The sequence below is a fragment of the Oryzobacter terrae genome (assembly GCF_042756445.1).
Lineage (GTDB): Bacteria > Actinomycetota > Actinomycetes > Actinomycetales > Dermatophilaceae > Oryzobacter > Oryzobacter terrae.
Map to the genome: position 1 here is coordinate 3,708,145 of NZ_CP170578.1, position 14,521 is coordinate 3,722,665.

The following is a 14,521-nucleotide window of genomic DNA, read 5'->3' on the forward strand; positions in this document are numbered from 1 at the left end:
GGAGGGGTGCCCCCGCGGCCGAAACCCGGTCGGGGCGGGTCCTCCCGCCGACCTATCCTGTCGGCCATGCCCGCCCAGCCCGTCGACGCGCCCTCCGCCGTCGACCCGGAGCGGCTGAGGTACCCCCCGCAGCTGCCCGTCGTCGAGCGGCGCGACGACATCCTCGCGGCGATCCGCGACCACCAGGTCGTCGTCATCGCGGGGGAGACGGGCTCGGGGAAGACGACCCAGCTGCCGAAGATGTGCCTCGAGCTCGGGCGGGGCGGCGCCGGGCAGATCGGGCACACGCAGCCCCGCCGGATCGCCGCGCGCTCGGTCGCGGAGCGGATCGCCGAGGAGATGGAGGTCGAGCTCGGCGACCTCGTCGGCTACCAGGTCCGCTTCACCGACCACAGCAGCGACGCGACCCGGCTCAAGGTGATGACCGACGGCATCCTGCTCAACGAGATGCAGCGCGACCGTGACCTGCGCCGCTACGACACGATCATCATCGACGAGGCGCACGAGCGGTCGCTCAACATCGACTTCATCCTCGGCTACCTCAAGCAGCTCCTACCGCGCCGGCCCGACCTCAAGGTCATCGTGACGTCGGCGACGATCGACCCCGCCCGGTTCGCACGCCACTTCGGCACCGACGAGCGCGGCGAGACCGCCCGCGAGGTGCCCGTCATCGAGGTGTCCGGCCGGACCTTCCCCGTGGAGGTCCGCTACCGCCCGCTCCTCGAGCTCGACCCCGACGGTCGGCACGTCGTCGCCGAGCGCGACCAGGTGACCGGGGTCGTCGAGGCCGTCGAGGAGCTGTGGACCGAGGCCCCGCCGACCGCCGAGGCGACCGACATCCTCGTGTTCTTCTCCGGCGAGCGGGAGATCCGCGACGCCGCCGACGCCCTGACGGCCCTCAGGCTGCCGAACACCGAGGTGCTCCCGCTCTACGCGCGCCTCTCCGCGGCCGAGCAGCACCGGGTCTTCCACCGCGCCGGCGGGCGGCGCATCGTCCTCGCGACCAACGTCGCCGAGACCTCCCTGACCGTCCCGGGCATCGGCTACGTCGTCGACACCGGGACCGCGCGCATCTCGCGCTACAGCCAGCGGACCAAGGTCCAGCGCCTGCCCATCGAGCCGGTGAGCCGGGCCAGCGCCCTCCAGCGCACCGGACGATGCGGCCGTGTCGCCCCCGGCGTCTGCATCCGGCTGTACTCGGAGGAGGACTTCGAGGCCCGCGCCGAGTTCACCGAGCCGGAGATCCAGCGGACCTCGCTCGCCGCGGTCATCCTCCAGATGACGGCCCTCGGCCTCGGCGACGTCGCCCGCTTCCCGTTCGTCGACGCCCCCGACGAGCGGCAGGTCGCCGACGGCATCCGCCTGCTCGAGGAGCTCGGCGCGTTCGCCACCGACGAGGCGGGGCGCGGCCGCCACCGGGGTCGAGGACGCCGCCTCACCAACGTCGGCCGCACCCTCGCGCGCCTGCCGCTCGACCCGCGCCTCGCCCGGATGGTCGTCGAGGCGGGCAGGCTCGGGTGCACCCGGGAGGTCCTCGTCATGGTGGCCGCGCTGTCGATCCAGGACCCCCGCGAACGCCCCGCCGACAAGGAGGCCCAGGCCGACCAGTCGCACGCGCGGTTCAAGGACGAGCGCTCGGACTTCGCCTCCCTCCTCACGCTCTGGCGCTACCTCAAGGAGCAGCAGAAGGAGCTGTCGCACAGCGCGTTCCGACGGATGTGCAAGAACGAGTACCTCCACTACCTCCGGATCCGCGAGTGGCAGGACCTCCACGCGCAGCTGCGCCAGGCGTGCCGGTCCGTGCGCATCGACGCCGACCTCGCCACCTCCGCCCGCGACGCCGAGCCCGACTGGGACACCGTCCACCGGGCGCTCCTCGCCGGCCTGCTCTCGCACGTCGGGGTTCGTGACGGGGTCAGGCGCGAGTACCTCGGCGGGCGTGGCTCGCGGTTCGGCATCAGCCCGGGGTCCTCGCTGTTCCGCAAGCAGCCCGACTACGTCATGGCCGCCGAGCTCGTCGAGACGACGCGGCTGTGGGCGCGGGTCACCGCGCGCATCGAGCCGGAGTGGGCCGAGGAGGCCGGCGCGCACGTCGTCGCGCGCACGGTCAGCGAGCCGCGATGGAGCCGCAGGGCCGGGGCGGCCGTCGCCACCGAGCGGGTCACGCTCTACGGCGTCCCCCTCGTCACCGACCGCACCGTCCAGTACGCCCGGATCGACCCCGAGGTCGCCCGCGACATCTTCGTCCGCAGCGCCTTCGTCGAGGGCGACTGGGAGCCGGTGCACGAGTTCTGGAAGGCGAACCGCCGCACCCTCCAGCGCGTCGAGGAGCTCGAGGAGCGGGCCAGACGCCGCGACATCGTCGTCGACGACGAGGTCGTCTTCGAGTTCTACGACAGCCGCATCCCGCCCGACGTCGCCACCGAGCGCGACTTCGACCGCTGGTGGCGCGGCGAGCGGCGCCGGCGTCCGGACCTGCTGACCCTCACCGAGGAGATCCTCACCTCGGAGGCCGGCGAGCAGGTCTCGGCCACCGACTACCCGCGGACCTGGCGGCAGGGCGACCTCGAGCTCGACGTCAGCTACCAGTTCTCGCCGGGGACGGCGGCCGACGGCGTCACCGTCCACGTCCCCGTCGCCGTGCTCAACCGGCTGCGCCCGGAGGGGTTCGACTGGCAGGTGCCCGGGCTGCGCGACGACCTCGCCGTCGCCCTCCTCAAGTCGCTCCCGAAGGCGACCCGCCGGCACTTCGTCCCGACCCCCGACCACGCGATGGCGGCGCTCGCCGAGGCCGACCCCGCACGGGGAGCGTTCACCGACGAGCTCGCCCGGGTGCTCCACGAGCGCACCGGCATCCTTATCCCGCCGGGGGAGTGGGACGTCTCGCGCGTGCCCGACCACCTGCGGGTCACCTTCAGCGTCGAGGGGCCGCGTCGGCAGGTCGTCGCGCAGGGCAAGGACCTCGAGGCCCTGCGCGAGCAGGCCGGGGGAGCGGTGCGCGAGGGCGTGGCCAGGGCCGCCGCCTCGATCGAGCGCGGCGGCCTCACGGGGTGGACCGTCGGCACGGTCCCCGAGACCTTCGAGGGACGCGCCGGTCGCCAGACCGTCGTCGGCTTCCCCGCGCTCGTCGACGAGGGCGCCTCTGTCGGGCTGCGGGTCCTCCCGGACGCCGGCGCCGCCGGGGCCGCGCACCGGCGCGGGGTCCGCCGCCTGCTCCTGCTCAACACGACCGCCCCGTGGAAGCGGGTCCTCGCCCGGCTGACCAACGCCCAGAAGCTGGCCCTCGCCGACAACCCGCACGGGTCGGTCCCTGCCCTCCTCCAGGACTGCCTCGACGCCGCCGTCGACGCGATCGTCGCCGAGCACGTCCCCGGGGAGGTCCGCACCGAGGAGGGCTGGGCCGCCGCGCTCGCCGCCGTCCGCACCCACGCCGCGACGCGCGTCCTCGTCGTCGTCGAGGCCGTCGAGCCGGTGCTGGCCCGCGCGGCGGCCGTCCGCCGCGCCCTCGACGCGCTGGCCGGTGGAGCAGCCGCCGACCGCACGGCGGCGACCCGGGCCGACGTCCGCGCCCAGCTCGACAGCCTCGTGCGCCCGGGCTTCGTCGCCGCCACGGGGGTCGGGCGGCTGCGCGACGTCGAGCGCTACCTGCGCGCGATGGAGCACCGTCTCGAGCGGGCCGCGACCAACGCGCGCGAGGGGGTCCTCCAGGAGCAGGTCGACGGGGTGGAGGCCGCGTACGCCGACCTCCTCGACTCGCTGCCGGCCGTGCGGCGCGGCGCCCCCGACGTCACCGACATCGCGTGGATGGTCGAGGAGCTGCGGGTCAGCCTGTTCGCCCAGACCCTGGGCACGTCCGGACCGGTCTCGGAGAAGCGGGTCCGCTCCGCGATCGCCGCCGTCGCCGCGTCCGCCACCCGCTGAGCAGGACGCACGCCGGGGTGGGAATCCGGTCGGGGGGCCGGACGTTCACCCTGCACGCGATCCGCCCGTGAAAGGCTTGTGCCGTGCAGAACCCCTCCGCGCTCTACCGCTTCGAGACCGACGCCGACCTCGGCGTGCCACGCCCCGGCGTGCTCGTCGTGGCCCTCGGCGCCTTCATCGACGGCGGCCACATCCAGCGCCTGCTCAGCGGCCACCTCCTCGAGACCAGCGACCCCGAGGTCGTCGCGTCCTTCGACGTCGACCAGCTGCTCGACTACCGCGGCCGCCGCCCCCCGATGGTCTTCGACACCAACCGGTGGGTCGAGTACGACGACCCGGCGATGCTCCTGCACCGCCTCACCGACCGTGACGGCCAGACGTACTACCTGCTCACCGGGCCCGAGCCCGACTACCAGTGGGAGCGCGTCATCGAGGCCGTGCGCGAGCTCGTCGTGCGGCTCGGCATCACCCTCGTCGTCCACACCCACGGCATCCCGATGGCCGTGCCGCACACCCGCCCGGTCGGGATGACGGCGCACGCCACCAACCTCACGCTCATCGGCGACGTCGCCTCGCCGTTCGGTCGCGTCCAGGTGCCCGGCTCCATCGGGGCACTCCTCGAGCTGCGCCTCGGCGAGGCCGGCCACGACGCCGTGGGCTTCGCCATCCACGTCCCGCACTACCTCGCGGGTTCGGAGTGGGCCGAGGGCGCCCTCGCGGCGCTCAACGCCGTCGTCGACGTCACCGGGCTCAACCTGCCCAACGACGACCTCGTCAGCCTCGCCCGCGCCAACCAGCAGGCCATCGCGGCCGAGGTCGACACCAACGACGAGGCGCGCCAGGTCGTCATCGCCCTCGAGCAGCAGTACGACGCGTTCGTCGAGGGCCAGCAGCGGCCCAGCCTGCTCGCCACGGAGGCCTCGCAGATCCCGTCGGCCGAGGAGCTCGGCGAGGACTTCGAGAACTTCCTGCGCACCGTCGCCGACGACGACCCCGGTCGCTCCTGACCCCACGCACCCCACCTCACCACGAGGCCCCGGACGAGCTTCCCTCGTCCGGGGCCTCGCGCGTCGTGCGGGTGCGACCGGAGCGCGAGAAGGTCGGGAGCCGGCGGGTCAGTCCTTGGCGTCGGACCAGCGGGCGATGACGGAGGTGTCGGACACGAACCGGACCGGAGCGCCGTGCGCCCACCGGCGGGCGGCGTCGTCGAGGGCGCGGTCGACCCGAGCCGCGACCTCCGTGGCGTGCTCGATCGGCGCGTGGAGCAGCAGCTCGTCGTGGAGGCAGAGGACGACCTGCGCCCCGAGGTCGCGGGTCGTCGCCCGCACCGTGGCCGCCCACGCCTTGAAGAGCTCGGCGGCGGCCCCCTGGATGATGGCGTTGCGCGCGAACCGGCCGCGCGCGGCGTCGAGCTGGGGGTCAGCGCCGACGGGACTCGCCGCGAGGAAGCGGCCGGTGGGGATGAGCCGCCCGCCCCAGGTGCGCAGCGGCTCGCCCCGGCGACCGGACTCGTAGGCGCGGTCGAGCAGCGCCATCGCGACGGGGTAGGCCCGCTCGAGCCCCTTGAGCGCCTCGCCGGCGGCTCCGCTGCGCTGTCCGTACATCGCTGCGAGGACGGCGATCTTCGCCACCGGGCGCTCCACCCCGAGTCGCTGGGCGACGGGGGCGTAGAGGTCGTCGGCCCGGGTGGCGGCGGCGAACGCGGGGTCGCCGGAGACGACCGCGAGGACGCGCGGCTCGATCTGCCCGAGGTCGGCGCGGACGAGGACGTACCCCGGGTGCGCCGCGACCCCGGGACGCAGGGCCGCGGGGAGGTTGTGGAGCCCGTTCTCGGCGGTCATCCGCCCGGCGGCGCCGTCGCACGCGGTCCAGTGGCCACGCAGGCGGTCGTCGGGACCGACGTGGGCGTCGAGCCAGCGGTAGCCGTAGGTCGTGGCGATCCGCTCGTCGCGGCGCCAGTCGAGGAGGGCGTCGACGACGGGGTGGACGGTGCGGTAGGGCTCCAGCACCCACTTGCGGGTGTTCGGGACGTCGACGCCGACCGCCGCGAGCAGCTCCCTGACCTGCACGGGGTTGCGCAGGTCGGTGGACTCGCGGCCGGGCGCGTGGCGCAGGACGAGGGAGTCGCGCCCACGGCGGGCGGCGGCGTCGTCGGCGTCGGTCGCGGGCCGGGGGCCGGCGGCCGCCGCGACGAGCTCCTCGGTGCGCGCGCGGTCGAGGGGGAGTCCGTCGCGGCGCAGCTCGACGCACAGGAGGGCGGCGGCGGACTCGGCGTGCACGGTGCCGACGAGGCGGGTGCTCGTCCGCTCCGCGGCGTCGTGCTGGAGGTGGGCGGTCTCGAGGGCCGCCCGGGCCCAGGCCTCCAGGTGGGCGGGGTCGCGCAGCCACTCGGCGTGGTCGCCGCGCAGGTGGCCGTCGGGCAGGGTGGCCGCGTCGGCGTCCGTCGGGCCGCGGTCGGAGACGAGCTCGAAGAGGTCCCCGGTGGGGGGAGCAGCGACGTCGCCGGCGCTGAGCCCGTGGGCCAGGGCCCAGGCCACCCCCGGCTCGGCCGCCCAGCCGCCGTGGAGGAGGCGGTGCGCCTCGGCGACGTCCCAGGCCCGGGCCGCGGCGATGCCGGCCGCGACGACCTCGGTGGCGGCGTCGGCGGCCGACCACCAGACCCAGCGCGGCGAGCGCGCGTCCTCGACACGACGCACCTCCGCGACGGCCTCCGCGAGGGGCAGGGTGCGGGCGCCCTCGGCCGTGACGACGACGGCGTGGCGGACCCCCGTGCCGGGTGGGGTCACGGCGAGCACCGCGACGTCTCCCGGGATCATGGGCCGAAGCGTAGGCGCCGGGTCCGTCACCCGGCGGCGTGGGCCGGGGCCACCGGCTCCGACGGGAGCGAGCGCCGGGTCCGCCGGGCGTCGGAGGCGCCCTGACGTGGCAGGATCGACCGTCGAGGCACCGGCCGACCGGTCGAGGTGCCACCCGCTTCCGAGGAGGAACGACGTGGGGATCCCCGGTTTCGGCAAGGGTCGCACGAGCAGGGCCGTGGGCGAGGTCCGCAGCGCCCTCGACAGCGCCAAGGACGGCGCGAAGGACGACGGCGCCCTCGGCGGACAGGCGACGCGCCTGGTCCAGAACGTCCTCGACCTCGGCATCGACGGCAAGGGCTTCTTCGACTCGGCCGCGAAGGTGGCCGACGAGGCCAGCGCCGCCGCCGGCGGGGACGCCGAGAAGGCCGTCGCGGCGGTCGTGCGCTCGCACCTGCGGCTCGCGGGCGCCACCGGGTTCGTCACGAGCCTCGGCGGCTTCATCACCTGGCCCGTCGCGCTGCCGGCCAACGTCCTGGGCTTCTACCTGCTCGCCACCCGGATGACGGCCGCCGTCGCGAGGCTGCGCGGGCACGACATCGGCTCCGAGCAGATCCGCACCGCCGTCCTGCTGACCCTCGTCGGCGCCGACGCCGACGACCTGCTGAGGAAGGCCGGGATGGTCGCGCCGGGTGGCCGGATGGTCAACCTCGCGGCCCAGCGCCTCCCCGGGCCCGCGCTCATGGTCGTCAACAAGGGCGTCGGCTTCCGGCTGCTCGCGACCGCCGGCAAGGGGGCCTTCTCCAAGCTCGGGCGGTTCGTGCCGATCGTCGGCGGGGTCGTCGGCGCCGGGCTCGACGCGTGGATGCTCAACCGGGTCGCCGACAACGCGCGCCGCGAGTTCCCGCGGGCCGTGGCCGGTCAGCTGCCCGCGTCCTGAGGCCGGAGGGAGGCTCCCGGGAACGGGAGCCGCCCCCCGGACGTCGTTCGTTCGTCAGGCCGGGACCGAGGACGGTCCCCGAAGCACCGCAGCACCCAGGAGGACCCATGCCCCGCCCCGCCAGCCGACTCATGGTCGTCGGAGCCGTCTACAAGGCCGTCCAGAAGGCGATGCGTCCGGGTGGCCCGTCCCTCGGCGACCGCGCCTCGGCCCTGCCCCGGATGGCCAGGGCCGTCGCGGCCGGGGACTACGTCGGCGTCTCCAAGGGACGGCTGGCGCTGATGGCGGCCGCGGCCGGGTACATCGCCTCGCCGATCGACCTCATCCCCGAGGCCTTCGCCCCCGTGCTCGGCCTCGCCGACGACGCCGTCGTCCTCGGCTGGCTCGCGACGCAGATCGTCGAGGAGACCGAGGCGTTCCTCGAGTGGGAGCGCTCGGTCGGGCGCGCGTCGCCGGGGCCGACGTCCTCGTCCGGGACGTCGTCGGCGGGCTCCTCCGGCGGTCCGGCCGCGGGGCCGGGGTCCCGGGGCACCTCGGGCACGTCGGGGACCGCGGGACGGCCGGCGTCGCGCCAGACCGTCCGGGGCGACGTCGTCGACGACTGAGGTCGCCTCCGGCTGAGCCGGGCCGCCCCGTCGTCCACAGGGCGCACCCGCGCCGGCCGTCGTCCACAGATCCACCACGGGGCTCGTCCCCACCGGTCCGCGCGACGAGCGTGGTCGGCATGACAGCAGACATCACGCTCCGCGGCCCCGACGAGGTCATCGCGGTCCTCCCGTACCAGCTCGGCTACCACCCGCGCGACAGCGTCGTCGCCGTCGCCCTGCGCGGACGCACGATGGGGATGGTGGCGCGGGCCGACCTCCCACCCGAGGAGCACGCGGCCGAGGTCGCCACGAGCCTGGTCGGGCCGCTCGTGCGCGACGGGGCGACCTCGGTCGTCGTCGTCGCGTGGGAGGAGGTCCCCGACACGAGCACGGCGCTCACGCTGGCCCTGGTCGAGCAGCTCGAGGGCGCGGGGGTCGACGTCGTCGACGTCGCGGTCGTCCGGGACGGGCGACGCTTCTCGCCCATCTGCGCGGAACGGTGCTGCCCGGCCGACGGCGAACCGCTGCGCGACCCGACGACGGTCCCGGCCGTCGCCGAGCTGGTCGCCCTCGGGCGCGCCCCGCTGGGCTCGCGCGACGACGTCGACCGGCTCGTCGACCCCGGGCCGCGCAGCGAGGTGCTCGGGCGGGTCATCGAGCGGCGCGCCCACCGGTCTCCGGGTCGCCGACGATGGGCGCGCGCCTGGGCCGAGGTGCTCGCCGACGACCCGTCGGTGCCGGTGCGCGACGTCGCGCTCGCCGACGCGGTGCTCGCCCTCGCCGACATCCACTGGCGCGACGGGCTGCTCGCGTGGTTCTCGCCCGGGGTGCTGGCCCTCCGCCAGGTCGACGACGAGGTCGTCCGGCACCTGAGGGCGACCGTCCCGCAGGGACCCTCGCCCGCCGAGGAGGAGCCGGCCGTCCGCACCGACGGTCCGTCCCTGCCGCTGCGCCTCGTCGCCCTCTGCCGGGCGGTGCCCGACCGGTGCACCGCCGAGGCGGTGGCGATCTGCACGGTCGCCGCCCACGTCGCCTGGGCCGAGGGCGACGGGGCCATCGCGCGCGCCGCCCTCGACCGGGCCCGACGGATCGACCCCGAGTACCGGCTGGCGGGCCTGCTCGGCCGCCTCGTCGACGCCGGTGTCCGGTTGCCGCGCGGTCCCGGACGGCCCCACGGGGACGCGCGGCTGAGGTCGGTGGGCTGAGCCGGCGCAGCTCTTCAGGCGTCGCCACGCGACGCCGGGCCACCGTCCGGGGCTGGGGGTGCCGGGCGGGTCCAGGTCCTCGTCGTCGTGGGCGACTGAGCAGCGCGCCCGTTCGGTGGCGTGCAGAACCCGGCGACGGGTGGTGTTCGGGTGGCGAGCGGAACCCGGCGACGGGTGGTGTTCGGGTGGCGGACGGGGCCGGGCGCGGGGGAGGAGGGCTGGGTACGATGGAGGTCGGTCATGAGTCCCAGTGCCAAACCCCGGTTTGCTGGGCGGCAACCCTCCTCGCGGTGGGGTGCCCCGGGTGATGACCCGGCCGCCTCGAGCGAGGCGGCAAGCGCGAGCTTTCGAGGAGCACCAGCCATGACGGCCACCCCGACGAGGACGACCGCGGCGGTCTGGCGACCCGGCGACCCCGTGGGTCGGCGCCGGTTCGCCGACATCGGCGACCTCGCCCTCGAGCGCGGTGGCGTCCTTCCCGACGTCCGGGTGGCCTACGAGACGTGGGGGACCCTCTCGCCGTCGGGCGACAACGCCGTCCTCGTCGAGCACGCCCTCACCGGCGACAGCCACGTCGTCGGGGACGTGGAGCCGGGGCACCCCTCGCCGGGGTGGTGGCCCGACCTCATCGGACCCGGCGCCCCGCTCGACACGGACCGCCTGTTCGTCGTCGCGAGCAACGTCCTCGGTGGCTGCCAGGGCACGACGGGTCCGGCCTCGCCCGCCCCCGACGGGTCGCCGTGGGGAGGGCGCTTCCCGTTCATCACGATCCGCGACCAGGTGGCCGCCGAGGCGGCGCTCGCCGACGCTCTGGGGGTCGGTCGGTGGCACGGCGTCCTCGGGGGGTCCATGGGCGGGATGCGGGCGCTGGAGTGGGCGACCGGTCACCCCGACCGCGTCGAGCGCGCCCTCGTCGTCGCCTCCACGCCCTTCGCCACGGCCGACCAGGTCGCCTGGTGCCAGCCGCAGCTGCTCGCGATCCGCAGCGACCCGGCGTACCGCGGCGGCGACTACTACGGCAGCGACGACTGGCCCGTCACCGGGATGGGCATCGCGCGACGGATCGCCCACACGACGTACCGCCACGAGGGCGAGCTCGACGAGCGCTTCGGGCGCCGGCCGCGCGCGGGGGAGGACCCCCTCGGCGGGGGCGGTCGCTACGACGTCGAGAGCTACCTCGACCACCACGCGACCAAGCTGTCGCGCCGGTTCGACCCCAACAGCTACGTCGTCCTCACCGAGGCGATGAACAGCCACGACGTCGGCCGGGGACGAGGTGGCCTCGCCGCCGCGTTGGGCCGCTTCGGCGGGACGCTCCACGTCGCGGGCGTCACCACCGACCGGCTGTACCCGATGCGGCTGTCCGAGGAGATGGCGGCGGTGCGGCCCGCGACGGGGTTGTCGGTCATCACCTCGCGGCACGGCCACGACGGCTTCCTCATCGAGACCGAGCAGGTCGGTGGGGTCATCCGCGACGTGCTGGGCGGCCGCTGAGCACCTGCTGCGGTACGGTCGGGAGGCCGGACACCGTTCGTTCGCCCCAGGAGGACATCGTGACCATCGTCGTCGGGTTCGTTCCCACCAAGGAGGGGCGAGCCGCCCTCGCGCGGGCGGTCGAGGAGGCGCGCATGAGGAAGTCGCCCCTCGTCGTCATCAACTCCAACCGCGGCGGTCGTGACTTCGACGACGACACCGTCAAGGCAGCCGAGGCCGAGCTGCAGCGGGCCCAGGACGAGCTGACGGGCGAAGGGCTCACGGTCGACGTGCGCCAGCTGGTCCGCGGCAACGAGCCGGCCGAGGACCTCATCTCGGTGGCCAACGAGACCGACGCCGACCTCATCGTCATCGGGCTGCGGCGCCGTACGCCGGTCGGCAAGCTCATTCTCGGGTCGAACGCCCAGCGGATCCTGCTCGACGCCCCCTGCGCCGTCCTCGCCGTCAAGGGCTGACCTCCCGCGCGTGCGTCCCTGCCGGACACCGCTGCTGCCGACCCCCACCCGGTGCGCCCGGACGGGCCGACGGCACCGGCGCATCGGTCGCGCGCGGGAATCCCGACCCGCCGCGGAGCGTTGTCCGAACGCGCCCACCAGACCCGGCGATGTGCCCTGAAGGGCCCCGCCGCTTTATAATGTCCATGCGCACCTGGTTCGGACCCCGCCGAGAGCAGCCGGCACTGACGACCCGGTGACGCACAGGACCCTCCCCGCCGCCCCCGGAACCCACCTCCCGTGTGTCCCGGAGCCGGCCTCCCGCGACGAAAGGTAGTCGGTGTCGCCTGTGTCCACGAAGCCCTCCGAGTCCAGCACGCTCCCGCCGGAGTTCTCCCACCAGGCCCTCCAGTCCCTCGTGCGGCAGGGGAGGACCTCGGGCTCGGTCACGGGTGAGCAGGTGGCCGACGCGATGCGCGCCGCCGACGTCACCCCGTCCCGCGGCCGCGTGGTCCTGCGGGCCCTCGGTGAGCAGGGCATCACGGTGGCCATGGACGTGAGCGCCGGTGTCGCCGCCGCCACCGCCGCGACGACGAAGAAGGCCGCGACGGCCTCGACGACGACGAAGAAGGCCGCAGCGAAGGCGCCGGCGAAGACCGCGGCGAAGAAGGCCGCGGCCAACGGCGACGCCGAGGCGGCCGCCCCCGCGACGAAGCCCGCCGCCAAGAAGGCCCCGGCCAAGGCGACGACGACGAAGAAGGCCGCCGCCGCGGCCGCCCCGGCCGCGACCCCCGCCGCGAAGAAGGCCGCGGCGAAGAAGACCACCGCCACGAAGACCGCCGCCAAGGGCGCGAAGGCCGACGGCGACGACGAGGACGCACCCGAGGTCCTCGAGGAGGTCGACGTCGCCGAGGTCGTGGCGGTCACCGAGGCCGCCGAGACCCCGGACGCCGACGCCACCGACGACGACGACGAGGACGGCACCGCCAAGAAGGCGCCCGCCGCCGAGGAGGAGAAGGAGGACGCCGGCTTCGTCATCCGCGACGACGACGAGGACGACGCCCCCGTCCAGCAGGTCGTCACCGCCGGCGCCACCGCCGACCCGGTCAAGGACTACCTCAAGCAGATCGGCAAGGTCGCCCTGCTCAACGCCGAGCAGGAGGTCGAGCTCGCCAAGCGCATCGAGGCCGGCCTGTTCGCCGAGGAGCAGCTGAACTCCGGCGGCAAGATCGACATGAAGCTCAAGCGCGAGCTGTGGTGGATCGCGCAGGACGGCAAGAAGGCCAAGAACCACCTCCTCGAGGCCAACCTGCGCCTCGTCGTCTCCCTCGCCAAGCGCTACACCGGCCGCGGCATGCTCTTCCTCGACCTCATCCAGGAGGGCAACCTCGGCCTCATCCGTGCGGTCGAGAAGTTCGACTACACCAAGGGCTACAAGTTCTCGACGTACGCGACGTGGTGGATCCGCCAGGCCATCACCCGCGCGATGGCCGACCAGGCGCGCACCATCCGCATCCCGGTGCACATGGTCGAGGTCATCAACAAGCTCGCCCGCGTGCAGCGCCAGATGCTCCAGGACCTCGGCCGCGAGCCCACCCCGGAGGAGCTGGCCAAGGAGCTCGACATGACGCCCGAGAAGGTCGTCGAGGTCCAGAAGTACGGCCGCGAGCCCATCTCGCTGCACACCCCGCTCGGCGAGGACGGCGACAGCGAGTTCGGTGACCTCATCGAGGACTCCGAGGCCGTCGTCCCGGCCGACGCCGTGAGCTTCACGCTCCTGCAGGAGCAGCTGCACTCGGTGCTCGACACGCTCTCCGAGCGCGAGGCCGGCGTGGTGTCGATGCGCTTCGGCCTCACCGACGGCCAGCCCAAGACCCTCGACGAGATCGGCAAGGTCTACGGCGTGACCCGCGAGCGGATCCGCCAGATCGAGTCCAAGACGATGAGCAAGCTGCGCCACCCCAGCCGCAGCCAGGCGCTGCGCGACTACCTCGACTGACGAGGCGGGACCAGCGCGAACGAGGGGCCCCGGGCACGTCGCCCGGGGCCCTCGTCGTACCCGGGCACGCCTGGCCCGTCCGGGGCATTGCCGCGGGCGCGCCACGGTGGGACCCTTCCGGTACGAGCCAGAGGTGGGGCGGTGGCCCCCGACCCGGCGCCGCACCCGCCCCCGCGACTCGTCCAGGACGACGACTCCCCGCGAGGAGCAGGCATGGGATCCCTGACGCACCTGTGTGACGACACCCGCTCGGACTGGGACGCCCGGTCCCCGCTCGGCCCGCTGCGGCCGATCCGGCTGTCGCGGCGCAGCGAGTTCTTCAACCACTACATCGGCAACGGGTCGCCGGACTTCGCCCACCGGCCCCACTCGGCCTGCCTGGAGCAGGTCCGCCGGTGGCAGAAGGACCACCAGACCAAGCGCCCGGAGGACGGCGGGCCCTGGAAGGACATCGGCTACAACGCCCTCGTGTGCGGCCACGCGCGGCTCATCGAGGGACGCGGCCTCGAGGTGCGCGGGTCGCACTGCCCCGACCACAACCGCATCGGGTTCGGCATCCAGTTCATGGTCGCGGGCTCGGAGCGGCCGACCGAGGCGATGTTCAGGCGGATGCGTCGCCTCTACGACGACCTCGTCGAGCTCACGGGGGGGCCGCTCGCCAAGCGGGGCCACCGCGACGGCACCTCGACGAGGTGCCCGGGCGCCAAGGTCTACGGCTGGGTCCTCGACGGGATGCCGGCGACCACCACCAGCGCGACGGCCGGGATCGCCGGCCTCGCCCCGACCGAGGAGGACGACGTGACACCGCAGGACAAGAAGGACATCATCGACGGCGTCTGGGCCGCGCTGCTCGCCCGACCCGGCAACACCCCGGTCCCGGCCTCCTCCCACGTCGGGAACGCCAACGTGCTGGCCTTCCGCGCCAACAAGCGCCTCGCGGGGCTGGAGGCGAAGGTGCTCGCGCTCACGGCCGCGGTCGAGGCCCTCGCGGCTGCCGGACCGTCGGGCCCGGCCGACGTCGGCGTCATCGTGGACAACGCGGTGCGCGACCGCCTCAACACCTTCCCCGTCAACGGCGACGACGACTCCTTCGACCTCGACCGGTCCGACGAGGACGACCTCTGACCTGAGGAGGGTGCCTCCGCC

10 protein-coding genes and 1 riboswitch are annotated in these 14,521 nt (G+C 74.7%); of the genes, 9 read left to right on the forward strand and 1 reads right to left on the reverse strand.

The genetic code is table 11. The features are described 5' to 3' along the window. Nucleotides 1-66 precede the first annotated feature (66 nt). Together hrpA and ACFWN3_RS17720 are read left to right on the forward strand one after the other, a co-directional pair. Nucleotides 67-3,921: an ATP-dependent RNA helicase HrpA gene (gene hrpA, locus ACFWN3_RS17715; RefSeq protein ID WP_377641885.1), complete on the forward strand. Its 3,855-nt coding sequence runs from the start codon at nt 67-69 to the stop codon at nt 3,919-3,921. An 83-nt stretch (nt 3,922-4,004) separates the two neighbouring features. Then, nucleotides 4,005-4,928 carry a proteasome assembly chaperone family protein gene (locus tag ACFWN3_RS17720; protein WP_377641887.1) on the forward strand — a complete coding sequence of 308 codons (924 nt, stop codon included), beginning with the start codon at nt 4,005-4,007 and terminating at the stop codon, nt 4,926-4,928. Nucleotides 4,929-5,036: 108 nt separating this feature from the next. On the opposite strand, the gene ACFWN3_RS17725 is transcribed toward ACFWN3_RS17720, so the two are convergent. Then, on the reverse strand, nt 5,037-6,737 hold the full coding sequence (locus tag ACFWN3_RS17725) for a DNA polymerase (protein WP_377641889.1): 1,701 nt from the start codon (nt 6,735-6,737) through the stop codon (nt 5,037-5,039). A 175-nt stretch (nt 6,738-6,912) separates the two neighbouring features. Between ACFWN3_RS17725 and ACFWN3_RS17730 the strand changes: the two genes are divergently transcribed. The 7 genes from ACFWN3_RS17730 (at nt 6,913) to ACFWN3_RS17760 (ending at nt 14,500) form a co-directional block, all read left to right on the forward strand. Then, the gene (locus tag ACFWN3_RS17730; RefSeq protein ID WP_377641891.1) at nt 6,913-7,656 is read left to right on the forward strand and encodes a hypothetical protein; all 744 of its coding nucleotides are present in this window, start codon (nt 6,913-6,915) and stop codon (nt 7,654-7,656) included. A 107-nt stretch (nt 7,657-7,763) separates the two neighbouring features. Further along, nucleotides 7,764-8,261 carry a YkvA family protein gene (locus tag ACFWN3_RS17735; protein ID WP_377641893.1) on the forward strand — a complete coding sequence of 166 codons (498 nt, stop codon included), beginning with the start codon at nt 7,764-7,766 and terminating at the stop codon, nt 8,259-8,261. A 119-nt stretch (nt 8,262-8,380) separates the two neighbouring features. Beyond that, nucleotides 8,381-9,448 carry a DUF4192 domain-containing protein gene (locus ACFWN3_RS17740; RefSeq protein WP_377641895.1) on the forward strand — a complete coding sequence of 356 codons (1,068 nt, stop codon included), beginning with the start codon at nt 8,381-8,383 and terminating at the stop codon, nt 9,446-9,448. A 236-nt stretch (nt 9,449-9,684) separates the two neighbouring features. After that, nucleotides 9,685-9,794, forward strand: a riboswitch (SAM riboswitch). Nucleotides 9,795-9,811: 17 nt separating this feature from the next. Continuing rightward, entirely contained in the window at nt 9,812-10,942 is a 1,131-nt protein-coding gene (locus tag ACFWN3_RS17745) for a homoserine O-acetyltransferase (protein ID WP_377641897.1), read from the forward strand. A gap of 59 nt (nt 10,943-11,001) precedes the next feature. After that, nucleotides 11,002-11,397: a universal stress protein gene (locus ACFWN3_RS17750; protein WP_377641899.1), complete on the forward strand. Its 396-nt coding sequence runs from the start codon at nt 11,002-11,004 to the stop codon at nt 11,395-11,397. A 328-nt stretch (nt 11,398-11,725) separates the two neighbouring features. Beyond that, nucleotides 11,726-13,375: an RNA polymerase sigma factor gene (locus tag ACFWN3_RS17755; RefSeq protein WP_377641903.1), complete on the forward strand. Its 1,650-nt coding sequence runs from the start codon at nt 11,726-11,728 to the stop codon at nt 13,373-13,375. A 213-nt stretch (nt 13,376-13,588) separates the two neighbouring features. Further along, nucleotides 13,589-14,500 carry a peptidoglycan recognition family protein gene (locus tag ACFWN3_RS17760; protein ID WP_377641905.1) on the forward strand — a complete coding sequence of 304 codons (912 nt, stop codon included), beginning with the start codon at nt 13,589-13,591 and terminating at the stop codon, nt 14,498-14,500. Nucleotides 14,501-14,521: the final 21 nt, after the last annotated feature.